Origin of the sequence: Pseudoprevotella muciniphila, assembly GCF_003265305.2 — a bacterium.
Classification (GTDB): Bacteria; Bacteroidota; Bacteroidia; order Bacteroidales; family Bacteroidaceae; genus Alloprevotella; species Alloprevotella muciniphila.
Window position 1 is genome coordinate 742880 of the sequence record NZ_CP033459.1, and the last position, 25175, is coordinate 768054.

Consider the following 25175-nt stretch of genomic DNA (forward strand, 5'->3'; position numbering starts at 1 on the left):
TTTGTTGTTTTTTGGTTATATAATTTCTGTGCTATTTGACTCTTTTTATGTCATGAGGGCATCCGTCATTAGCGCGATGTCGAGGTCTGATTTTCCGTATGACCTAAAGAGTTCGACATCGGCAGCGAAGGGGTCTGAGACGGAGGGGCTGAGTTTGAGGTATTGCCTGTAATGCCTCACGGCATCGGGCATGTTGTCGCTGAGCCATTCTGCGTGTGCTGCATTGAGGAAATCCTCGGGCAAGGGTTTGTCTTCGAGTATGCGGTTATAGTTTTTCAGTGCCACGTCAAGCCTTTTGGCTTTGAGTGCCGTCCACGCAAGCGCGCGCGTCGTTTTTCCAGGCTTTTCTGCGAGGTAATCTGCCTTGTAGAGCAGTTCGAGTGCTTTGTCGTAGTCAGCGAGATGCATATAACATTCTCCTGCGCGTAGCAAGCGGTCGATGTCATCAGGCTTTTCCTGAAGCATTTCGAGGGTATATCTGAGTGCTTTGTCGTATTGCTGCATCGCACGATAGCATGCCGCGAGTTGCCTGACGGTCCACGGCGAGGCTTTTTCTTCGAGAAGGAGTGAGCGCTCGTAGGCCTCAGCAGCCTTTTCGTAGTTATTGAGGCGCTGGTGGCAATAGCCCGTTTTTTGCCATGCTACTGCATTTGCCTCTTTCTGCTGCAAGAGTTCTTCGAATAGCGTACAGGCTATGCCATAGTTTTTCTCTTCGAAGGCGAAGTCTGCCACCTGTCGCATCATATCGGGTTCGTGCAGTGCGTCTTTCAATAGCGCATAGTCGGTCAGCAGGAGGTTGTTTGCGAAAGGGTTGGGCAACCCTGCCCTGCGCCTGTAGAGACAGAAGAAGCGGTAGAGGTCCTGCAGATAGACACGTATGGCGACATTCATATCCGCCTGCCCATCGTCTCCGAAATCAAGTTCCAGGTCTTTCCCTTCAATCATGCCTTCTATCTGCCCCTTCAGCATTTCGATGTTCTGTGCGGGCATCTCGGCGAGAACGAGGCAGAAGGAGTACTTGTCGGAACTGCACAACGCCACGGAGTTGGTGAGCAACCTTGTAAAGTCGCGCATCGGGGCAGAGATGTGCAGGTCGGGGTGGTTTTCGTCGTAGGGGCAGAACCAGTTCGCTACCACATCAAAGAAGGGGAAGCGCTGCTTGAGCATGGAGAAGGAACTCATATATACGTCGGCACCTTTCTGCTGCCATTCTATGATGCTTTTTATTTTCTTGCCGAGTTCCTTGTTGTTAGCATCATTTTCCCATTCGGGGTTCAGTCCGAGGTCGGTCATTTCCGCATTGAACTGCTCAATGTCGATATTGCCATTTTCGGAATACTTTCGGGCATTCTTCATCATCTCGGGCAAGATGTCCTCTTGCAGGCTCTTTGCTATGTTTTTGGTTTCGAGACTCAGGAGGAGTTGCAGTTGCAGCGCGAGGACATCGTTTCTGGCACCCTGACGGTCGAGGAACAATGACCACTGTGCTGCGAGTTCGGGATAGAGCATTGCCTGCTCTTCATGCTCGATGAACACCATAACGAATCCCACGAGTGCCCTTGCCCGGATTTGCACATCAGCATGTTCGCAAAGGTTCAGCATGATTTTCATCTTTGCCACATCGAAACACGACAGTGCAGACATCATCATCGCACTGATTATCAAGCATTTTGCTGTCCGCCCAACCTCTTTGCTTTCAAGTGCATCCGCCACTATGCGTTCCTGCTCTGTCGTGAGTTGAGCCGACGTCCATATCAAGTCGAAAATGTTTCGGTAAGACGTGGCAGGGTCGGTTATGTCGCTGAAAGTGATTGTTCTGGAGAGGTTGTCGAGTGTGCGCCTTGCTGCTGCCTGAGCATTGTCGGCATACTGGAAATAGTTTTTGAAATATGTGGCGTTTCTTATTTCGTAGGCTTTTCTGTAGAACGACTTGTACATCTGCTCGCGCTGCGGGTCTTCTATGCCCTGCCTCATGTATTCGAGCATCATGGCATACGCCTGCCTGAGGTCTTTCAGTTTCTGCGAGTTGTCCCAGTCGGCAGCGAGTGCCACCAGTCCGTCTAGGGCATCAAGGGCTTTGAGAAGCCGGTTGCTTTCGAGGCACTGCGTGGCATCGTCGTAGAGAACTTGAAAAGTGTTTTGGTCCATATATTGTCAAGTATATTGAGTGTTCAAATTTAGCAATAATATATGGTATTACAAAAAGTGCGCCAAAAGAGATTTTGAAAGACTGACATTCAATAAAGCATCGCCGGAAGCGATACCTACTGAGAAATGCGGACTCAAACATTTAGTTTGGAAAAAGTTGTGTTTTTGACCTTACTTTTGGATAAAAACGCCTGTTTTTTGCCCCTACTTTTGGTTTTGGGTTTACTTTTGGATATTTTTCATGTATTTTTGCCCCAACTTTTGGATATTTTTTACAACTTTGCTTCAGAAAAGGAAAATAAGAATAGTATTATATTTTGGCGTTTTGTCTGTCAATCACTCTTACAATAGCACGCTACGCCTTTGAGTGCGTGACAGACAAAACGCCAAAACTTATACAGTAAACCTAATGACCAATTTGGCTTAATATAGATTGAAACTAACTTTCACTCCGTTCCATATTCTGGCTGTGCCGCTGTATGAACCTCCTGTATAGCGTCCCCGGTAGGTAGCTATGCGCTTGCCATTATAGTAGGACTGCACGACGAGATTGCCGGCACTGTCGTTAGAGACAAGCCTTAATTGCATATACTGATAACGACCGTCAGCAGTAAAACTAACGGAACCGCTGCGCCCGTTCATCTGCATCGATGCGTCGTAGGCATCGCCTATAACTCCTGATAAACTGAAATACACAGGAATTACTTCTTTTTGAGGTTTTGGTGTTTCTTCTGTTGTTGCGGCACCCTCTGCAACCTCACTTGCGTTCACTTCTTCGAGTCTTATGCTTCGCACGTCGCCTAATATATCTTCCCAGAAATCTACATCAGCCGTTGTGCTACTAAACATAAACTCCTCAACAGCCCCTTGTGCGCACTCGCTAATCCATTTTTCAAAGCGCTGACGCTCCTCTAAATCCATTGTAAGCGACAAGTCGAGTTTTTTTCCTTCTTCGCCCATCAGCGCAACCTTTACGGGCGATGTCATTTGGGGATTCTTCATCTCACTTTTGTTGGCTTGAAGCAGTATTTTCATCTGAATCAAGCCTTTATCTTCATCACTGCTACTGACACAGGAAATATTGTATTTTCCTTTGGGTACAGCGATAAGTTTGGGCGTATTGCCTGTTACTGTAATATCTTCGGATGAGAGCACGTCTATTTCCGCTTCTTTTTTCCCTCCACATGCGGCTACAAGAAAACAGAGTGCCGCAGCTGCTATTATTTGAAATGGTTTCAGCATGTTGTAATAGTATTATGGAAAGTTATTCAGACATTGTTTGTGGTAAACCACAGATTTTGTCTGTAAAGTTAGGTTTTTCTTGACAAAAGTATATAAAAACAAGAGATTTAATGTATGTTAAGTTATTCTATCTTAAAAACGCCTTCTATTATCCGTCCCGCCAAAAAGGAAACCTATTACAGAAATAATACTGAATATCCAATAAAAAATATTGTAAGCCGTCGTATATATTTCTGCTTTATAAAGAGCATCAGTAAACCAACTTCTAATAAGATTAATTACAAAGAACAATCCGTGCCAAATGCCAGAATACCAAGTATACTCTGTATCTGGGTCTATATTGCAGAACAACCAGCCCAATAAACAATACAAAAGTATAGTTATTATTATTCGTAACATGTTTTTTAATATTATAAGTGTTTCAATTATTATCGTAAAAATTTCACTTTTAGTAAAATCAATTATTTCCTAAAATATTTGTTTGATTCGTATTCTAATTCAGAATCTTCTGCCCATTCTTCACACCAATCACAGAAAGAATAGGTCTCATCTATTTGAAAACCTTGTTTCCTTATCAAGTTACCTGTTTCATCTGCAATTTCACAATCATTATCAAAATCCAAATGATATACTTTTGCAGATTCGTCAACTAGGAAAGAATTGCATTGAAAATCATAGTGTTTTCTATAAAGATTGCTTACATAAATAGCACAAATTCCTAACACGATGAGTATTATACCCCATGCAATAGTAAAGTTATAAGTCTTTGGTTTTGAAGATGATTTCTTTTCCCAAGCATACGTATTATTATCTTCAACTTCCACTTCTTTATCTAATAATATTATGATAGCCCCTATATATAAAGCAAATAATATAGAATTACCTATAAACAGATGCAACAAACTTCTAATAAATTCCCAGTAAAAGAGCAAAGAAAAAACAAACACAATCGTTATGACACAAGAGCCTATTACTACAATAATTTTTGAAAAGCTTTTGAAATCATCATACAGTTCTCCGCCTATGATTTTTGATAGGAAAGATTGTTTCATTGATTGATTTTTCTCTTTAAATTACCTTTTATTAAGTAAGCTCCAGCAATTGCCATTAACCCTAAATATAAGGGCATATTTGAGGATTTATATACTGCTGAATAATATTCATATACAACTACTGTATCTATATCCCCATACCAAAATAAAGAAGGATCTACATTCATTTCGTTAAAGATAAAGCAAATTACCCCATATATCGGCGGAATCAAAAAAAGAATCCCTATTTTTGCTTCCCAATTCAAGTGATATAAGTCTTTTGCTAATCTAACAATCTTATTTTTACAACGAATAAATAAATTATTTTTATTCTTCATTATACTATCAATTTAGGATTTTATATTCCGTACTTTCTTTACTCTTAAGTAAACTATTATAGCCGATATCTATTTCACTGCTTAAGAAACCGCTCATCGCATGTTTCGTAGAGTCCGAAGGTGCGCTTTATGGCATTTATTTCGTAGAGCATGTTGCTGACATCGGTGAATGTAGGGTCGATGGGCAGGCGGGCGTGTTCGTACTTTGGGAGGACAACTTTCGGAAGAGCCTTCGCTGGTACGTTGTAATGCTTTATGAGCAGTGAGTCGCAGGCTTTGCGACCTTTTCTGTTGATGATGTCTGCGGCGCGGTTGTAGCCCTTGACGAAGAGTTCCACCTGTTTTGCTTTCCTCTTGTCTGTCAGGGCAGTCTTTTTGAAGGCTATGCAACCGAGGTTATTATCCGCTCCCTCGTATGCCATGAGCACCTTGTGTCCTTTCTCCGTTGCACGCGCGAGGAAGGGCTGCGGCAGGACTGCTGTCTCCACCTGATTATTATTAAGCATATTCAGCCGTACTTCGAGGCTGTTGACCTGCACTCTCAGGGCATCGTCGTATTTCATATTGTTTTGCTTGAGTGCCTGTGCTGCGAGGAAATCGGAGGCGGAATATCTGGATATAGACACTATCCGGTCCGTGAGTTGGTCCACCTTTGTGAAGCGCTGGTTCTTGTTTGCCACGAGCGCCCATTTCCCGTTTGTTGCCATGACTACTGTCCACTCCTTGCCCTTGCTCTTGTTGTACTGCACGCGTGCCACATCGGTGAAGATGCCGTCTGTGGTCTTTACGTCCATCTGTGCGTCAAGGTCGAAGAGTGAGAGTTTGTCGGTGATTGACAGTTCGAGCCCCAGCGAGTCGTAGATGCCTGTCTGCTCTGCATAATACACCGGCAGACAGTCGATTACGGGCATCAGCGCGACATTCAGCGCTTTGGGATTGGTTTTCTTTTCGGGCGCCGAGGTTTTCGTCTCTTCGGAGTTGCAGGCAGCCAAAGTGAGTGCAAGCGATAAAAACAGCAGTATTTTTTTCATTTTGAAACAAAAATTGAGAGCAAGGCTATTTTGCGATGCTCCCAATTATTATTGTACTTATATTAGCCTTTTATTGCTGCAATACCAGGCAGTTCTTTTCCTTCGATGGCTTCGAGAAGTGCTCCACCGCCGGTAGAGATGTAACTTACCTTGTCTGCCATGCCGAACTTGTTGATACAAGCCACGGAGTCGCCACCACCAATGAGTGAGAATGCGCCGTTTTCTGTTGCTTCAGCAATGGCTTCAGCAATAGCCCTGCTACCTGCGGCGAAGTTGTCGAACTCAAACACACCTGCAGGACCATTCCAAAGGATAGTCTTTGCAGACTTGATGACATCTGCAAATCTTTCGCGTGTTTCAGGTCCGGCATCGAGACCTTCCCAACCGTCGGGAATGTCTTTGGCGGGACATACTTGTGTGTTGCAGTCGTTCTTGAAGTCGTCGCCTGCCACGCAGTCCACGCCAAGCACGAGATTTACACCTTTTTCCTTAGCCTGCTTGATGATGTCAAGAGCGAGATCGAGTTTATCATCTTCACAGATAGAGTTACCAATTTTGCCACCCAATGCTTTTGCAAAAGTGTAGGTCATACCGCCGCAGAGGATGAGGTTATCCACCTTACCGAGCAGGTTCTCAATGATACCAATCTTTGTAGAAACTTTCGAGCCTCCCATGATGGCTGTGAACGGACGCTGGATGTTTGAAAGCACATTGTCAACAGCATTCACTTCTTTCTCCATGAGATAGCCGTGCATCTTGTGGTCCTCGTCGAAATAGTCTGCCACTACGGCTGTTGAAGCATGGCTGCGGTGCGCTGTACCGAAAGCGTCCATGATGTAGCAGTCAGCGTAAGAAGCGAGAGTTTTGGCAAACTCCTTCTGCCTTTCTTTCATTTCTTTCTTTGCCTCGTCAAATTCGGGGGTACCCTTTTCAACACCTACCGGCTTACCTTCCTCTTCCGGATAGAAGCGGAGGTTTTCGAGCAGGAGCACTTCGCCTGGTTTGAGCGCTGCAGCCTGGTCGGCAGCCTTTGCGCAGTCGGGAGCGAACTGTACGGGCACTCCGAGCGCCTCGCTCACTGCGTCAGTAATCTGGCTGAGAGAGAACTTGGGGTTCACTTTGCCTTTTGGCTTACCCATGTGCGACATGATGATGAGCGCACCACCGTCGGCAAGCACTTTCTTTAATGTGGGCAGTGCGCCGCGGATACGAGTATCGTCGGTAATTTTACCATTTTCGTCGAGTGGCACATTGAAGTCCACGCGTACGATGACCTTCTGGTCTTTGAAATTACAAGTGTCGATTGTCATGTTATTATAATTTTAAGTTTGTTTGTTGCAGTGCCAAAATTAGCAAAAAGATTGCACATTATGCGGATAAATATGAAAAAACTCACAGTTCTGCCGATGCATGGTTCTTCTCAAACCAGCGGCATGCCTCCTTGAGTTCGCATTTTGAACATTTTGGTTTTCTTGCCGTACAGGTGTAGCGTCCTTGCAGGAGAATCCAACTGTGCGCGAGCGATATTTTCCCTGACGGTATGTTTTTGAGCAGTTCTTTCTCTACGGCATAAGGCGTGGTGCATTTCTGCGGCACAAGTCCTATGCGCCGGCTCACTCTGAAGACGTGCGTATCTACAGCGAGTGCCTGCTTTCCGAAGGCGAAGGCAGAAACCACATTTGCCGTCTTCCTGCCCACTCCCGGCAACTGCGTGAGTTCTTCCATGGTTTGCGGCACTTCGCCTGCGAAGCGCTCAGTCAGTGCCTTACCTATGCCGACGAGGTACTTTGCCTTACTGTTTGGATAACTCACGGAGCGGATATACTCAAAGATGACGTCGGGCTCGGCAAGTGCCATTGCCTCAGGTGTGGGATAGTCGCGAAAGAGGCTTGGCGTGACCATGTTGACGCGCTTGTCGGTGCATTGCGCTGACAGCACTGTGGCAATGAGCAATTCGAAAGGACTCGTGTAGGAGAGTTCGGTGTCCATCACGCCGAACTTCTTTTCGAGTGTAGAGATGACAAAGTCGTATCTTTCCTTTTTCCTCATACTCTTCGCATTGCTGCCTCTATCGCCTGCCCCGTCATTCTTCGAAATGTCGCAACCGAGCGATGTATTTGCCGAGTATGTCGAATTCTATGTTGACGATCGTACCGGGCTTGATATGCTTGAAGTTGGTATTTTCGAGCGTGTAGGGTATGATGTTCACCTGGAAGGAGTTGTCTGTCGGGTTGCACACCGTCAGACTTGTGCCGTTGACTGTTACGCTGCCTTTATCCACAGTGAAATAACCCCTTCGTGCCATTTCCTTGTCCGCTTCGTATTCGAATGTGAAAATGGCGCTGCCGTTAGCATCCTCCACTGCGGTGCACTTTGCCGTCTGGTCCACATGTCCCTGCACGATGTGCCCGTCGAGCCGTCCGTTCATCTGCATGGAGCGCTCCACGTTCACTTCGTCGCCCACCTTGAGCAATCCGAGGTTGGAGCGCAGGAGCGTTTCGCGCATGGCGGTGGTGGTGTATGTCTTGCCGTTGAGTTTCGTTATGGTGAGGCATACGCCGTTGTGCGCCACACTCTGGTCGATGTGGAGTTCTTCGGCGAAGGGACATTCGAGGGTGAAGTGTATGTTATCCTGCTCTTTTTCTATTGCCACGACCTTAGCCATGGCTTCCACTATTCCTGAAAACATATTAAATAAAAAAATCAATCATTATAGGCTTTTGTTTACGGAGTATATGTTTTAATTTGATTAGCATCATGGTCATAGATTTTATTATTAAACCAACTACAATACTCAACATCATTCGAATTTGTAGCAAAATACATCGTATCATATTCTTTACAAATATTACTAATTACAGATTTAATTTGCTCTTCTGACAATTTACTTTCTGTATACACTCTAACAGCGCCAGTTCCTTTGGTTTCGAGTTTGCAATCAATACCAGAGATCTTTCTTGTAAATGTTTGCAATTCTTCTTTCTTCATCGTGCCATGAAAGAATTGTTGCTCACCTGTTAGAACATCCTCTATAGTAAGTTGCCCATACGACCAATTATTAATATCTTCCCAATCACCTCCTTTATACTGTATATATATTCTATATGCGTATTCTAAACCATAACTCTCAAATTTCTGTATAACTTTAAAACGATTTTTAACCATAGTTTCTTCTCCTACATAATCAAAACCATCAAAGTCACAAGTTCCAATTTGCTCTTCTACGATTTTTTGAGCTATTATACTTGCTTTCCTTAATTTTTCATCATTATCAGATTCTTCGAAACTTTTTTCTTGGTAAGCACATGATGATATTAACAATAAAACTGCGTATAACAATATTGTTAAATGAATATTGATTTTATTTTCTAAAAAAACCATTTTCTTAAAGCATTTTAGAAGTTTATAGTAATTATATCATTGACAATTAAAAGACTTCTTTATAATCTATCTATTTATTCTTTTCCGGAGCACCACTGCACTTCGTGCCGGTATGTAGAGTTTGAGCCAGCCCTTTCCGTCCTTCTTCAGGAGCGGGTCAAAATTGGTGAGGTGTTCCACAGAGTCGTCTGCAAATCCGTTTCCGCCGAATTTCTTGGCATCGGTATTGAGCACCACGTCGTAGGAGCCTTCGGGAAGCATGAAACCATAGTCGGTGTAACTCCTTGTTGGGCTGAAGTTGAACACAAACAGCAGGTCTCCTCGTGTATATGCCAGGATTTGGTCGCCGTCGTTGTGCCAGATTTCCACGACAGGCGTTTTTTGGAAATTTTTCTCGCTCTTGATGACTTCGAGCATTTCCTTGTCGAAATCGCCGAGCCAGTGGTAGCACAGTTCCTTGTTGTCGACGAGGTTCCATTGACGCCGTGCGTACTTATAACTCCATCCGTTTCCTTCGCGCGGGAAGTCTATCCATTCCGGGTGTCCGAATTCATTTCCCATGAAGTTGAGGTATCCTCCGTTTATGGTTGATGCTGTAACGAGGCGAATCATTTTGTGCAAGGCTATACCTCGTCTTGCCATTTCGTTTTCGTCGCCTTTCTTGAAGTGCCAGTACATGTCGGCATCAATAAGTCGGAAGATGATGGTCTTGTCGCCCACGAGTGCCTGGTCGTGGCTTTCGCAGTATGACACGTTCATCTCCCCTGCCCTGCGGTTGGTCAGTTCCCAGAATATGCTGCTTGGTTTCCAGTTTTCGTCTGCCTGTTCCTTAATAGTCTTGATCCAATAGTCGGGCACATTCATGGCGAGTCGGTAGTTGAAGTCCATTCCTCCATATTTAAAAGGCATAGCCAATCCGGGCATACCCGACACCTCCTCTGCTATGGTTATTGCCTTTGGCTTCACCTCGTGTATGAGCAAGTTGGCGAGTGTGAGGTATGTGATGGCATTGTCGTCCTGTGCGCCGTTATAGTAGTCGCCGTAGCCTCCGAAGGCTTCGCCCAGTCCGTGGCTGTAGTAGAGCATGGATGTTACGCCGTCGAAGCGGAATCCGTCGAAGTTGAACTCTGTGAGCCAGTATTTGCAGTTGGACAGCAGGAAGTGTATCACTTCGTTCTTGCCATAGTCGAAACAGAGGCTGTCCCACGCGGGATGTTCATGCCGGTCGCCCGGGTAGAAATACTGGTTGGGGTCGCCTGCAAGGTTTCCAAGTCCTTCTATTTCATTTTTCACGGCATGGCTCTGCACGAGGTCCATGATGACTGCTATTCCGTTCTGATGTGCCTCGTCGATGAGTTGTTTCAGTTCGTCGGGCGTACCGAAGCGTGAACTTGGTGCGAAGAAACTGCTGACGTGATAACCGAAACTGCCGTAGTAGGGGTGTTCCTGAATTGCCATGAGTTGTATGCAGTTGTAGCCGTCTTCTATCACTCGCGGCAGTACGTTTTCCCGGAATTCGTTGTACGTCCCCACTTTTTCGGCATTCTGCCCCATACCGATATGGCATTCATATATAAGGAGTGGATTGACATCGGGCTTGAATGACTTTTTCTTGAATTCATAGGGTTTCTCCGGGCTCCACACCTGTGCGCTGAAAATCTTCGTTGCATCGTCCTGCACTACCCTGTTTGCCCATGCCGGTATGCGTTCTCCACATCCGCCATTCCAGTGGACTTTCATCTTGTAGAGGTCGCCATGTTTCAGTGCCTTTGCGGGCAGTTTTATTTCCCAATTGTTTGTGCCTTTTACACGTTGGAAGGCATATTCTTCGCTTTCAGTCCAGTTGTTGAAATCGCCAATGAGATATATTGCCGTAGCATTTGGTGCCCATTCCCTGAGCACCCATTGCCGCGCTGTGCGATGCAAACCGAAGTAGAGGTGTCCGTCGGCAAAGTCAGCCAGTGGCATTTTGTCGCGTGTGAGTTCGTATTTTTTCTCGAGTACACGATTGTGCCTTCCCTGAATCGCCTCTTCGAAAGGTTCGAGCCATGGGTCGTCCTTAACAATTTTCAGACGTTGTGGTTTTGCAGTCTTTTTCATTGTCGTGTGGTATGTTTGGTTGATACTTTTTCTTAATTTAAGTTCCGCAAGTTCCACTTGCTTGAAGTTAAAGAAGTTAACGACGTATGTTTTGTACGACAGTTGTTCATTTACATCCCGCATGGTAGTATCGTCGATAACTTCGTTAACTCCGATAACTCCGAGTGTAGCGACAACTTCAGAAAGTTGAGTTTCTTAATTTTTACTCAAAGGGTGCTCTATATCGCAGAAGATTGATAGAGCACCCTTTGTTATGTCGTTGTTTTATCTTACGAGCCTGCCATTCACATAGTTCTTTCGGTCGATAATGTTTCCGCGGCTGTCGCGCGTGATGAATGTTCCGTTTTCAACACCATTTGAATAGTGGCCATAAAGTTTTGTTCCGTCCTTTCTTATTTGTACGAAGTTGCCGTCTATGGCATTTGCAACAAAAGTACCTCTTATTTCAGTTCCGTCGCTTTTTTTGAGTATGCCTTCGCCTTCCATCATATTGGCACGCCATCCTCCTTCGTAGGACGCTCCGGACCGCTCCCTGTAAACGCCATATCCGTCGCGCTTGCCGTTTTTCCATTGTCCCACGTATGTGCTTCCGTCCCGATAGCGTTGCTCGCCCTGTCCGGACTGTATGCCATTCTGGAATTGTCCTTTATAAACGCCTCCCGCCTTCATTTTGTAAACACCGAAGCCTTGTCGGTTGCCGGCATAATACTCACCTTCATACACATCGCCGTTCTTATAGAAGTATTTTCCTGTACCCCACGGCACGTCCTGTCTCCATTCGCCTTCATAAACTTCTCCGTCGGAGAATGTGTTTTTTCCTTTTCCTGAACGTTTGTCGTCCACCCAATGACCTTTATATCTCGTTCCGTCGGGCCATTCGAAGATGCCTTCTCCGTTTTTCTTGTCGTTTGCCCAGTCGCCAGTATAAACCACTCCAGACTTATAGGTATATTTTCCTTTTCCGCTTCTGACATCCTTTTCCCAATGGCCTTCATATACATCGCCATTGTAATACTTCATCAGACCTTGCCCCTCCTTCTTATTTCTATACCATTCGCCTACGTAGTGGTTGTTGTTCTTATAATAGTATGTGCCCGGTCCGTGCATTTCGCCTTTGAACCACTTGCCTTCATACCTCTCTCCATTTGGTTTGGTGAAAGTGCCATAACCGTTTCTCAAGCCTTTAGTGAAGTCTCCCTCGTACGTGGAATTGTCGGGATATTCAGCCTTTCCCTTTCCTTCGGGTTTATCCTTCAAAAGCGGACCTGTGTACATAGCGCCGTCCCTAAGTCGCTTGCTTCCAGACCTGAGCGCCTGTGCTGAGGCGGTGAGGCAGATTATGATTGCGGAGAAAATGAGAATGATTTTCTTCATTAACGGTTTGTCTTTAATAATTCTACTGCTTTTTCTAAATCCTTTGGCGTATCAATGCCTATAGTTGCTTTTTGGGTAGTACCCACCTTTATCGTGCATCCTGCTTGCAGCCATCTGAGTTGTTCGAGCGATTCTGCCACCTCGAGAGGGCTTTGCGGCAGTTTTGTTATTTTCCGGAGCGTATCAGCCTTATATGCATATAGCCCGATGTGTTTGAAGAACTGTTGATTCTTTGTCCAGTCCTCTTTCTCTATGCCACGCAGGAACGGTATGACTGAGCGGCTGAAATAGAGTGCATAGCCATCGTCTGAGACAACCACTTTGGGGCTGTTCGGGTTCGACAGTGTTTCCCACGTGTCGTCCGGGCTGAAAGGCTGTACGAGTGTGGCTATGTTTGCTGCTTCATCTTCAAGACAGGCTTTCACCGTTTCGAGTTGCGACTGCTCAATGAAAGGTTCGTCGCCTTGCACATTGACCACAGCATCAAAGTCGCCTCCCATTTTCTCAAGCGCTTCGGCACATCTGTCTGTTCCGCTGCGGTGGTTGCTCGATGTCATCACTGCCACTCCGCCGAACTGCTCCACGCATTGACGTATTCTTTCATCGTCGGTGGCTACGCAGAGGTGGTCAAAACTCTGCGCCGTGCGTTCATACACCCACTGTATGATGGGTCGGTCGCCGAGTATGGCAAGAGGTTTGCCCGGGAAACGCGTGCTGGCATATCTGGCGGGTATGACTGCGAGAAACTTCATTATTGGCTTTGCTGATTATTATTCTGCCTTTGGTGCAGCAGGAGCAGGTGCCGGTGCAGCAGGGTGATGCTCTACCGGTGCTGCCGGATGTGGTTCTGCAGGTGCTGCCGGTGCACTCTCTGCCGGTGCTGCTGCGGGTTCCGCACTTTGCACTGGTGCAGCGGGGCGATTAGGTGCTGTTGCCGGTCTTGGTCTGGGTCTGGTTGGCGCTCCCGTCTGTTGCATCTTCAGCGGGTCGAGTCGCGGCGAGTCGCCACTCTTCACTGTGAGTTGGTTCTGCGCATTGACGGGTATGACATCCGGTATCTCGAAGTGTTCGCTTGCGGAATAACCCAACGATGCGTCTGACACCACTTTCTGCATGTATTTACCCCACACGGGGAGTGCAGCCTTCGCACCTTGTCCGTATGCCATATTGTCGAAGTGGATGGCACGGTCTTCACCGCCTACCCATACTGCTGTTACGAGGCGTGGTACTACACCGACGAACCATGCGTCGCCGTGTTCGTTCGTCGTACCTGTCTTTGCGCCGAACTGTCCGTGATACCATGCGTGTGCTCCGCGTCCTGTACCTGCGTTGGCTACTTTCTGCAGCATTTTGAGCATATTGTAGGACGTACCTTCGCTGATGACCTCATTGGGTCGCGGTCCGAAGGTGGCTATGACGTTTCCTTCACTGTCCTCTATTCTTGTTACGAATATGGGCGGGCAACGCAAGCCCTTGTTCACGAAGCAGGTATAGGCACTGGCGAGTTCGGCTGCCGTGATTTCGCTCGGACCGAGACAGAGACCAATACTTGGCTTAATCTTGTTGTTGCGTATGCCCAGGTTATGCAGGAAGTTAATGAGGCGTATTCCTGTGGGATCGACGTCGTTCATGATGGATGCCGTTACCCAGTTGTTGGATGTCTGCAATCCCCACCACATGGGCATCATCGAGCCGTAGGCAGCCTTGCTGCCATTCTTTGGCGACCAGAATGTAGGTCCTACGCGATAGGAAATTCTCTTGTTCAAGAACTTGTCGTCGATGCTGTGTCCGTCCTCCACTGCGAGTGCATAGACGATGGGTTTCATGGTTGAACCTATCTGCCTGCGTCCGTGCATTGCCATATCGAACTTGAAGTGCTTATAGTCCAGTCCGCCTACGTATGCCTTGACATATCCTGTCTGCGGATCCATGGAGAAGAGCGCTGAACGGAGATACTTCTTGCTGTGGAGGATGGAGTCTCTGGGCGACATGGTGGTGTCCTTATCGCCGTTGTAAGTAAACACCTTCATCTTCACGGGCTTGTTGTAGTATTCCTTCATGATTTCATCGTCAGAGAGTCCTTGCTTTTTCAAGCCATTATAGCGGTCGGTTCCGCGGAAGTTTCTTTTGAGGATTCTTTCGCGTTGTTCCGCAGTTACATCACTGCTGTAAGGATAGTTTCTTTGTCCACTCTTCTGCTTGACGAATGCTGGCTGAAGATATTTTCCTACGTGCTCCACGACAGCGTCTTCTGCATACTTCTGCATACGGAGGTCGATGGTGGTATAAACTTTCAGTCCGTCGTTGTAGATATTGTAGTTAGTGCCGTCTGCCTTGTAGTTTTTCTTGCACCATCCGTAGAGCGGGTCTGTTTCCCATGCTATGGAGTCCTCGTAGAACTGATTTTCCTGCCATGAAGCATAGTTCGTTCTGTCGGGCTTGCCTGCCATCATGGTTTTTCTGAGGTATTCAAGCATATACACCTGCTTTCCCTCCTTGTAGTCTATGGTGTGGAAACGCGTGGTAATGGGCTGCACGCTGACGCTGTCGTATTGCGCCATCGTGATTTTTCCTTTCTTTACCATCTGCTGCAGCACCACGTTTCGTCTGTCGAGCATACGCTGGTCGAGTTCTTTCTTGCGCGGGTTCGACTTGTAGTGCATAGGATTGTAATAAGATGGGTTCTTACACATACCGACGAGTGTAGCCGATTCATTGAGTGTAAGGTCCTTTGGATGCTTATTGAAATACACCTTTGCTGCGGTGCGTATGCCCACTGCGTTGTGCAGGAAATCGAAATAGTTGAGATAGAGCGTCATGATTTCCTGCTTGGTATAGTTCTTTTCGAGTTCCACGGCGATGACCCATTCCACAGGTTTCTGGAAGAGTCGTTCCATGGTGCTGTGCGCCTTTTCTGAGTAGAGTTGCTTGGCAAGTTGCTGTGTGATGGTACTGCCACCACCTGCACTTTCCTGTCCGAAGAATCCACGCTTGATTACGGCGCGGCCCACTGAGCGCGCGTCCACTCCGCTGTGTTCCATGAAGCGTTCGTCTTCAGTAGATACGAGTGCGTCGATGACATGATGCGAGATGCTGTCGTACGACACGAAAATGCGGTTGTTGCCTTCCGACCATGTGCCCATCAGTGTGCCATCCGAAGCATATACACGGCTTGCGAACTGGTTGATAGGGCTTTGTATTTCTTTGATGTCGGGCATATAGCCAATCCATCCTTTGTCCATGCCATAGATAATAAATCCGCCCAGCAGGACAAATATGATGAAAATCACCCAAAGAAATCCTACAATTTTCTTCTCCATTGCAATGAGTTATTGTTTAATGCGCGAAGATACGCAAAAAAAACAAAAAAAAATCGTTATTGCTCAATATTTACTTTAAGTATTCTCACGCCGAGTCGTTTTTGCCGTTGCAGATATTGCTGCAAAGTCGCGGGGTCTTCCACCACCTTCTTTGCTAATGAAGAGGCATTGAGGAGGTGCATTTTTCCGTCCTTTCCCCATGCCACGAATCCGAGATGGCTGATGTCGATACCACCCGACATTTTCACTATGCCCACCACATCGCCGTCGTTCACCATCGTGAGTCTGGAATGCGGCAGACCGGTGTTCGCCGTAGGCAGGAAGTAGCCGTCCGGCCCGTTCTGTTCCTTCTCCATTCTCGTTATTTCGGGCAGGAACTCCGGGTTGGCCTTGATGATGCGATAGGCATCGGGGTGCTTGGTCATATAGTCGTTTGCCACAACCATTTTTCCTGTGAAATAGGTGGCGTCCTGCACGTCTGTCAATATGCCTTTTTCGATATTGTCGTGCATCCACCATGTCCAGTAGTGCAGGCGTGAAAGGTAGCCTTTGCGCTCCCCTCCCCTATACCTTATTTTTTCGAGGTTCCGGCAGTAGTCGGTGAAGCGTGTTTTTCCTTCCTGCTTCGTCATGACGAGGGCGAGGACCGTCTCAACGTAGGTGGTGCAGTCGAGCCCACGGAGATTGACGACGAGGTATTCCGGGTCGTGTATTTCAAGGGTATGCGCCACGTATGGCTTTCCGATGAATTGTCTGGCATAAAAAAGCACGGGGTTGCCGACGGGTGTCTGCCGGAGCATTTTTTCCACAAGAATGGAGTCCTCCTTTTGATACACCACTTCACTGAGAAACTGCTTGTCGTCCTGTGTAGCATCAGACATATCCTGTGTGCCATTCTGCGCATTTGATGTGCAGGAGGCGAGCACAAAGAGTGCCACAAATAACTTTTTCATTTCCTTTTTTTCCTTTTACAAGTGCAAAATTACGAAAGAATATGGATATTCGTGGCAAATGGTTGTTTTTTTGAGTCAGCGGATAATTCCAGATGATGATAGTAAGGTTTCAGATAGTTCCCGCCACAAAAGTCCCGGAGGGACGTAACAGCATAGGCAGGGGTGAAAGGAGCGAAGCGACTGAAACCCCTGTTATGTGCATTAGAGTTCCGTGAGCCCAGTATGGGCGGCACAGAAAATAGTTATCATCACGTGCATATTTCTGTATCGCTCCGCTGGAGCTCCAAATGACAATTTCAACATAACAGGGGTTTCATTCACTACGCTTCGCTCCGTTCATTCCACCCCTGCCTATGCTGTATCGCTCCGCTGGAGCTTATTCGTCGCAAACTGGCTTTATTCGCTGAGCCGTTTTTTGTACTCACTGGCACACAAAATATCACAAAGAGGTACGACTTGTTTGCCGTACCTCTTTGTAGTATTGTTTTACTTTTCTTTAGCGATGTTGCCTACTGCCAGTCGAACTTGCCCCAATATCCTTCTTTTGTTCCTTCATCCTCTTCGAAGTCTGCTTTAGGGGAGAGGGTGCCGAAAGAGATTGTTTCCGGTCCGTCGTCTTCGCCGCAGAAATCGCTAAAGCTGATAGATTTGTATTCCGGTTTTATGTAGGTTTTCTTCATGTCTTGAGATTTTAGCTTTTTTCTTTTATTTGGCTATAAGTTTGGCGATTGGGATGGCGGCAGGCATTTTGCTTTGCCGCCATCCTTGTTCGCTTCAATTATCTGAAATAAATTTTTCTTTGGTTTTGGATGTAGATATGTCCCTTAATCGGGTTGGTTACCCTACGTCCCTGCAAATCGTACAACGGAGCATTCTTATCGTATTCACCGATTGTAACATTGCCTTCTGCGTCGATAGTGCCGATGTTGGTAATGTTGCCAAACTCGTCTTCAAGTTCGAGCGCAATCGTAAAGTCTTTACTTCCATAGAAGTCTTCACTGTTAGGGATATAGGGCTTGTTCTTAGGCAGGAACACATGGTCTTCATCCAATTTCGTGTAGTTGCTGTTCGTGTATCCCTCAGAGCCAATCAGGCAGCAGCGTACGATGTCTTCATCGTTGACGTAGTCGATGACGAAGCCGCTGTTTTTGGTCAACTTGAAGCCTGGCTTGCCTTCAATGGTATCCTTCTCTACATTACTATCCGGCGAAACGAGGAGACTGTTGTATTTCGTTGTTGCCTTACATGGCAGTAAAGGGAATTTCACGTCTTTCGGTCCACGGAAGAGGATACCCGTTCCGGCAGTAATGAACGGACGGTCATTCGAGGCTGCTTCCGGCACAATCTTTTGTCCACGTATCACTTCGTGATGACGCCATGTCATACGCCATGCTGAGAGACCGTGTCTATATGGCCATGTGAAGTCCTTATCGGGATCTACGGCAGATGAATAAACCAACTGCGTGGAGCTGTGTGCTGTTTCGGGCAGTGCGAGGTGAATCGTGTCGAGCGCGAAGCCTTTTATCATCCAGCGTGCATTGCGTTCTGAGTCACCGAGGTCGTAGTCTGTTGTGAAGACACCATTTCCTGTACTGCTGAGGAGGTAGCCTTTTGAGCTGCCCGTTATTTCTGCTCCTTCAGGCTTGATGACGAACTCTGCCCAGTTGTGCATCCTTCTCATGTCATTCACGAAGTCGATGTTCGTTCCGATGCCAGAGTCATCGCCGTATGAAGAACGCTGGTCATAGTCTTCCGGCTCAAGAGAGATTGAACCGTCAGACCCTATTTTCAGGTTCGCACTGCGATAGATGTTGTGCAATTTGTAGTACTTGTTGTTTACACTACTGTTGTCTGCAATTGCCTTATCACCTACTTCGATGAATTTCCAGAGTACGCCGGGTGTGGTTGCTTCCTCAGCATCCGACACATCTGTGAGGGTAAGAGGACCATCATTGTTGTCGCCTTTGACAGCGAGCCAACGTCCGGTTTTCTCGTTTCTTAATTTATATCCCAACCTTACGTCGTACTTCACACCATACTGATAGAGGTTTTCAAGGAAGATGTCGTACATTGCCAACGAGTCGTCTTTTGCCTGTTGCAAAGCCACTTTGTATTCAGACAATGTCGTGTAATCTTCAGGATTCACCGGACCGATAGTCTTGAGGTTCGCTTGAAGCAGGTTGTAGTTCAGTTCCACACTGTCCGCATGTGTGTGCATGCCAAGATAGCCTATGTGATCGTGGAAGAACTCTTTGTTGAATGCACGGGCGTAAATCGCTGTCAGGTCAGGGAATGTCATGGTGCGTGCAAAGTAGGAACCACCGTTGTGATAGATGGAAGGTTCGTAAGATGCAGCCTGATTGGTTTGACCATTTGTCCATTCCTCTGTACCGAGTACGTTTTTGATATACGCACCATTTGGTTGGTAGCGGGCGTGCCAATAGCAATTCCATCCAACTGTATTGTTATTTGGTGGAGGATTATAAGCGTCGAAACTGAAGGTGGTATATCTATCGACCAGCATATAATAACCACTTTGTGAGTGCTGCGTTACCTGGATGAGATGCTTGGAATAGAGTTTCTCTTGTTCAGTATTGTCGTTTGGTAACCACTTGATATTTCTCTCGCCTGCGGTGCAGATGTGGTCTGCGTTCTTACTACCCATGTATCTACCGGCACCTTCAGCCTTGTTGTAAACGAGGTAACCGTTGATGCTGTCGCCGACGAAACAGAAGAGGAATCTGTCGCAGAACGGCGTATTGACATCTGCCATACTGACGTAGCGGAAGAAGTTCTGACTCATAATGTATGGGTTTTCTTTCTTTCCGTCACACGCTCTGACGGTTATGGCATACCAACGTGTGTTTTCGGCGAATGTCCAGTCCCCATCATCGTTCTGGTATGGAGGATTAGAACCTATGATAGGATAGTCGTTGAGTTCATAGCCGGTATATCGAATAATCCTGTCGCTGTGCTTGGTTTCGGTAATACCATTTTCATAGTGGTAGCCAATGAGTTCCGGACGATGGAACGTGATGTGCGAATAGGACTGACTCATGGGATTGTAGGGCAACCAAAGGTTTTTCGGCAGTTCGTAGCCCTGAATAGAGTCGCGGCTGTCGCCTGGTGCATAATCAGTGTTCTTGTAGCCAAGACCGTAGCACTTAAAACCATAGGCACTGATAATACCTTGTTCGTATGCATCTTCGCGTCTGATTTTTCTCACAGGAGTGAAGGTGAAGTATGAACCGGGATCAGTTGCATTATTATGGAATCCCATGTTATAATCAATACCTCCATGATTGGAGAAGTACCAATTGGTTGGTGTGGCAATAGTATCGTTTGCTGCAACCAAGTTGTATGCGTTTGCCACCCCACTTACTGCGACAGGTATGATAGCCCAAAGGGTTGCATTTTCGCGATTTGAAACGGTGTCTGTAACCTGTTTCTTGCCTTCTTCAAATCTTTCAGCTTTCCAATACTTGCCATTGATGTTCTTAATCCATGCTCCTCCAATGCCGTTAGGTTCCAAGAACCAAACCTGTGTGGAGTCGTTTCGGTACTGCACGTTTTGTTCAATGTCGCTCAACCAATAATAGTTGCGATAATGTTTCAAACCCTGTGGGTTTATGTAGTACTGTTCACGGTCGGAGAGACTATAGCCTGCTCCACCATTCATGGTCAGTGTGACAGGACCTCCTGATTCTTCAGCACGTCCCGGCATTTCGATGCGGTAAGTGCTGTTGTTGAGTTCCGAGTTGAACACATCATAGACTGGGCTGATGGGTATGAGGCTGAAATTCGCTCCTATACCCGGATTTTTGGTAAAACCGATATGCTTTGACATACCACCTGGGCTGGCGAGATAGCTGGTTGAGTTGTTCACCGTGGTTTTGAATCTATAGACATATTCGTCTTGATTGCCGTTGAGCCTTTCGAAAGCGAACTTCAGGGCATCATCAACCTCAAGCACCTGATAGAACTTGACAGGAGAGTTCGGAACGCTCGGATTTCCGTTCCCATCTTTCCAGAAACAAGGCACAGTTGCATCGCCGTTTTTCTTGTCGAAATAAGTGAATGTAGTAGGATCCGCAGGATCTATGTATGTTTTCAGCCTGAAAATGCTGTCGTTCATGTGCTCAATGACGATGGGTGCAGCCTCGCTGATGTCTGTCGTTACGGTAACATCACCAGTCGTTGTGCTTGTTGGTTTCTTGATGTAGGCAGGTGTGTTGCCTGCTGTTGAGGTACGCATCAAGTAGAACGAGGAGTCTGTTGCCGTAACCAGAGTGTAGTAATTATCTGCAGACAAAGTTGAGGTTGCTGCGTTGTCACCGTTGAAATACCAATCGTTCCGGTTCCAACGGAGGGCAAATGTGCTTCCTGCAACAAGTCTGGCGGGAGATTTTACTGTCTGGATTTTTACAGAAGCGGAAGGATTGCTTAAAGAAGTAGACAAACTGCTTACGATTGCCTCTGCAAAGGTGTTGCCTGTAGCATCTTCCTTGTTGCTCAGATAACCTACTTCGTTTGCAGTATAGAACATTATGCTGTCGTTGTCACTCTTTTCTACATACCAGTGTTGCTTTCCGTTAGCAATGAAAGCATTGGACCCCATCGTTTCATCCGACTTGTGTACCTGTGTGAGGTAGTAGTTCCCATGTCCGGTGAACTGGATACGGTAGAGCTTGTTGCTCTCCACTAAATCGCCATTTACGTCGAAGAGGTCGTCAATGGCGTATGGTGAAGTGTTTTGTCTCTTTTGGATGATGATAGTGGCATCACCCGACAGATTCGCAATGGCGCTCGAAAGGTTTTCTGCCTGAATTTTGGTACTGCCTATGAAGTATCTGTATTGTGCGTCATTGTAAGCGATTGCGCTTTCTCCGGCAGCAGCCGTGATGTTAAGGCTAGAGATGCCCTTGCCTTGTTCCACATACACACCGCGCATGGCAGTCTTGTCAAATGTTAAACCATTGTATGTGATGGACGGATTAGCGTATTCATTTCCGTTTTCATCTTTCACGATGAATGAAAGTTTGTTAGCAGGTACGAACTGTATCTTTTCGCCCACGTCTGTGGTAACAACTTGAGTGTTGAGACCGGCTGTGTTCGCACTGTTCACTACATCGGAAGTGTATTGGTAGATGCTTCCGGTGGAATTGGAAGTTGTGAGGTGATATCTGCGGAGTATGTTGTCGCAGGGCCATGCCGAGAACGGTGTGGCATTTGCGAGTGTTGCATCGAAAGCGAAGGATGTGCCGTAGCCTATGCCCGAAGTGGGATAGTTGTTCACTTTCAAGTAGGTGTCATCGCTGCTGCGGAGCACGATGGTCTGGAGACTACCGTAGGGGCGCCATACCTGTGTGGAGTCGCCGTTCCATGCGAGCGGTGCAATTTGTCCTGAAGCATTTTTGGTTTGGTATGCCACGTTGGCGTCGATTTCTGCATCAGTAGTGCCATTGACGTTTTGGCGCATCTTGAGGAAGTAGCGCTTGCCTGAAACTATTGCTTGGTCAAACTTGTCGTTGAGGGTCGTCTGCGCACCAGGTCTGTTATAATCAATATTACTGTTTTTTACCTTGATTAATAAGCTGGAAGTTATTTTCGATATAGTTTGGTAGAAGCCAGAGAAGTCGTAGTCTATACCATTGATGTTGAATAAGAGTTCTTCCAGCGTGTTGAGACTCATGCCGGGGAAAGTACCACTGCCAAACGTGTAGTAACCTCCGTCTGGCAGAACGAATTCGCCGGAGGCGGATGTTATGTCATTGATGGTAACAGTTATGGGGAGACCATTTTCGTCCACGAAATTTACATCATATGCAGGCACGAACTGGAACACGCTACCAAAGTCAGTGGAGACGTTGTATAATCCCATGTTAGAAAATGTGTAGCCCCCATGGTTACTCAAATAGTTGCTTGTCGAGTTACTTGTGGTAGTTTCCAGTAAATAGCCATTGATGGAGTTGCCTTCAACCGTGATAGTCCGTGGCGTGGGGAACCAGACTTCAGCACGTTCCTCTGTGGCGGCTGTCAGGAATTCCTTGTCGTGACCGTTAGCCCATGATGTGCTTGCTTCATTATTATTTTTTTCGGTGAATTTGAAACTTGCTGCGTAATTGCCATTTTCTTCCGATTTCAGCACCAATCCTCCAGGGGCAAAACTCAACGTCCACTTCATCGAGTTGTCGAGTGAGGCACTTTTGTGTACAATATAACTGCTGCCTGTCGAACCGGTGAGATATACATTGTATCCTACCTGTGTGGCGCGACCGGGCATTCTGATGGCATACTTGCCTCCATCCTGTACAGGATTACCCAATACGTCGAGTGGAATACTTGTGGTTGCAGTGAGCGAAGCTTCTTCTCCTGCAGCATATATCCATATTCGCTGATTCGGTCTGTTATCGCCATATTGAAATTGAACTATTTGACTAAGTCCATATTCACCTTTATTGTTTACTCCAAAGTCCCCATTTTTCAAATAGAAGTATCCGCCATTGTTATAAATGAGTTCGTAATCGGCAGCGGTGCCCAAGATAATGCTCTCAGAATTCGATCCGGATAATGCAGGGAAGTAGTATCCATCTTCACCCATAATCTGAACAATCTTCTTGTTTCCGTCAGTTTCAGCTTTTGTTATGGTGAAGATGTATCTTTCTGTGTCATATCTCAGAGAATCTCTCTTACCTAATGAATGGTTATACCCCCAAAAGAGATATCCCCCATTACCATTAGTATTGTGTATTTTCATGACAATTTTCTGTCCTGCTTGAATCTGGGAGATATCGGTGATTTCGGTGAGCGACAGTTCTCGTGTAATTTTATTAAAAGTACGAATTTCCTCTTGCTGACCGAGCGTTACGGTAACCACATTGCCTGTTTCATTAGGCACGAAACGAAGTGCGCTACCCGCAGTAGCCGTGTTTGTTCCGTCTGAGGCAGTAGTGATTTGATAGCCCTGATAGGCATTTGGTACTAAGTAGGTATATTCTTTTCCAATGGAAACGTTGGTCTCTGTTTTTGTAAAAAGCGTAATGCCATCCTTTACGAAATTGATGGTGATGACGGTTTTCTGTTCCACTGCCTGATAGAAGGCGAAAGGATAGCAGAAACCTGCATAGTTAACAATTGCGTTGTCAGGACTGACCTTCAATCCTGCCTGTTCTTCGGTCGTGACGATGCCGAAAACATTCGCATTCGTAAAGTCGCCTGTTGCGCAGTTGATGCAGGATTGACCGTCGTCGGAAACAGATGACTCGCCTTCTCCCATCGTGTTGATGCCCGATGGCAGATTTTGGTAGTCATATAACTTGACTGACGCTTCTTCAGAACTCAGCCGGCTTGATGTGTTGCTACTGATGTACCTGCCGGTACTTGCGTTTTTGAAAGTTACTGTTGAACCTTCTTTAGCGGTCAACGTCCAAATTTCAGCGGCAGAGGGCGTATAATCCTTGGGAAGTTTGCCCGGCTTGTTCATCTTGAAAGCACTTCCAGTGTCGCAGATGTAGCCGGCATAAGCAAGGCCCGAAGTGTTGGTGCCGGAGATTGCCGTACTGAAAATTGCGTAGTTGTTACCTACTGTGAGGTCGGAGAGCGATACTCTCGTGCCAGTGGTCATTCTGTACGTTTGTGCACCAACCGGCAATGCCAACCAAGAGAGCAGGATAACGAACAATTGCGTAATTTTTGTTCTCATTATAATACTATATTTTATATGTTATTTTCAGATCAAATTCCAACCTTAGCGTCCTTATGCTGAAAGAAACTTTAGATTGATTTTGAGTTTAAATAGTTATGTCCTTACAAAAATACATGTTACAATTATGTTACAATATAATAATAATGTATAAAAATGCGTTTTTAGCAATTTTTAAATGATTTTTACCTTATTTTGCAAAGACGAGTTTGCAAATAAAATTATTGGTGTCCGGTAAAAGTTTTATGGACATAGTCATAAGCCTTTCTGTTTGGGTGTTTTATGGGTGGTGTAATCTATGGGGGCTTACTCTTTGACTTTGTTGCGTCCGTTTTAGTGCTCTGAATTAGGCTGAAAGCCTTACTGCTCATAGCCCAAGGCAACGCCTTGGGTATATGGACGTATGAGTATTTGCGTCCTGAAAGGACAAAAGCCATATTATTAAATAAATGCTAATCTCGTTTCTGCTTTTGCACTTACAGTGCGCCATTGCCATTGACCTTATCCCCCAGGGCGTTGCCCTGGGCTATGGGCTTTACGGACTTTCAGCCCGTT

16 protein-coding genes are annotated in these 25175 nt (G+C 46.3%); all 16 read right to left on the minus strand.

The window, feature by feature from the left end:
• Window positions 1-45: 45 nt before the first annotated feature.
• The 16 genes from C7Y71_RS03105 to C7Y71_RS03175 all read right to left on the minus strand — a co-directional run bounded on the left by C7Y71_RS03105 (window position 46) and on the right by C7Y71_RS03175 (window position 24620).
• Entirely contained in the window at window positions 46-2148 is a 2103-nt protein-coding gene (locus C7Y71_RS03105; RefSeq protein ID WP_111898614.1) for a tetratricopeptide repeat protein, read from the minus strand.
• A 423-nt stretch (window positions 2149-2571) separates the two neighbouring features.
• Window positions 2572-3390: a hypothetical protein gene (locus C7Y71_RS03110; RefSeq protein ID WP_111898613.1), complete on the minus strand. Its 819-nt coding sequence runs from the start codon at window positions 3388-3390 to the stop codon at window positions 2572-2574.
• Window positions 3391-3851: 461 nt separating this feature from the next.
• Window positions 3852-4442 carry a hypothetical protein gene (locus C7Y71_RS03115; protein WP_111898612.1) on the minus strand — a complete coding sequence of 197 codons (591 nt, stop codon included), beginning with the start codon at window positions 4440-4442 and terminating at the stop codon, window positions 3852-3854.
• A complete protein-coding gene (locus C7Y71_RS03120; RefSeq protein WP_226943541.1) occupies window positions 4439-4759 on the minus strand; it encodes a hypothetical protein in 321 nt (106 codons plus the stop codon). Before C7Y71_RS03120 ends, C7Y71_RS03115 begins: the two co-directional genes overlap by 4 nt.
• A 74-nt stretch (window positions 4760-4833) precedes the next feature.
• A complete protein-coding gene (locus C7Y71_RS03125) occupies window positions 4834-5790 on the minus strand; it encodes an ABC transporter substrate-binding protein (protein WP_146739436.1) in 957 nt (318 codons plus the stop codon).
• Window positions 5791-5852: 62 nt separating this feature from the next.
• The gene (locus C7Y71_RS03130; protein WP_111898610.1) at window positions 5853-7100 is read right to left on the minus strand and encodes a phosphoglycerate kinase; all 1248 of its coding nucleotides are present in this window, start codon (window positions 7098-7100) and stop codon (window positions 5853-5855) included.
• A gap of 82 nt (window positions 7101-7182) precedes the next feature.
• Window positions 7183-7839 carry an endonuclease III gene (nth, locus tag C7Y71_RS03135; protein ID WP_111898609.1) on the minus strand — a complete coding sequence of 219 codons (657 nt, stop codon included), beginning with the start codon at window positions 7837-7839 and terminating at the stop codon, window positions 7183-7185.
• Window positions 7840-7873: 34 nt separating this feature from the next.
• The gene (locus C7Y71_RS03140; RefSeq protein WP_111898608.1) at window positions 7874-8479 is read right to left on the minus strand and encodes a riboflavin synthase; all 606 of its coding nucleotides are present in this window, start codon (window positions 8477-8479) and stop codon (window positions 7874-7876) included.
• Window positions 8480-8514: 35 nt separating this feature from the next.
• Entirely contained in the window at window positions 8515-9171 is a 657-nt protein-coding gene (locus tag C7Y71_RS03145; protein ID WP_111898607.1) for a hypothetical protein, read from the minus strand.
• A 66-nt stretch (window positions 9172-9237) separates the two neighbouring features.
• The gene (locus C7Y71_RS03150; protein WP_111898666.1) at window positions 9238-11271 is read right to left on the minus strand and encodes an alpha amylase C-terminal domain-containing protein; all 2034 of its coding nucleotides are present in this window, start codon (window positions 11269-11271) and stop codon (window positions 9238-9240) included.
• Between the two features lie 264 nt (window positions 11272-11535).
• The gene (locus C7Y71_RS03155; protein ID WP_111898606.1) at window positions 11536-12645 is read right to left on the minus strand and encodes an MORN repeat-containing protein; all 1110 of its coding nucleotides are present in this window, start codon (window positions 12643-12645) and stop codon (window positions 11536-11538) included.
• Window positions 12645-13397: a 3-deoxy-manno-octulosonate cytidylyltransferase gene (gene kdsB / locus C7Y71_RS03160; protein ID WP_111898605.1), complete on the minus strand. Its 753-nt coding sequence runs from the start codon at window positions 13395-13397 to the stop codon at window positions 12645-12647. Before kdsB ends, C7Y71_RS03155 begins: the two co-directional genes overlap by 1 nt.
• Before the next feature lie 18 nt (window positions 13398-13415).
• A complete protein-coding gene (locus C7Y71_RS03165; RefSeq protein WP_111898604.1) occupies window positions 13416-15965 on the minus strand; it encodes a transglycosylase domain-containing protein in 2550 nt (849 codons plus the stop codon).
• A gap of 56 nt (window positions 15966-16021) precedes the next feature.
• Window positions 16022-16918, minus strand: coding sequence for an N-acetylmuramoyl-L-alanine amidase-like domain-containing protein (locus C7Y71_RS03170; protein WP_111898603.1), 897 nt, complete (start codon window positions 16916-16918; stop codon window positions 16022-16024).
• A gap of 509 nt (window positions 16919-17427) precedes the next feature.
• The gene (locus C7Y71_RS11780) at window positions 17428-17598 is read right to left on the minus strand and encodes a hypothetical protein (RefSeq protein WP_193215952.1); all 171 of its coding nucleotides are present in this window, start codon (window positions 17596-17598) and stop codon (window positions 17428-17430) included.
• 98 nt (window positions 17599-17696) lie between these two features.
• Window positions 17697-24620 carry a hypothetical protein gene (locus tag C7Y71_RS03175; RefSeq protein WP_111898602.1) on the minus strand — a complete coding sequence of 2308 codons (6924 nt, stop codon included), beginning with the start codon at window positions 24618-24620 and terminating at the stop codon, window positions 17697-17699.
• Window positions 24621-25175: the final 555 nt, after the last annotated feature.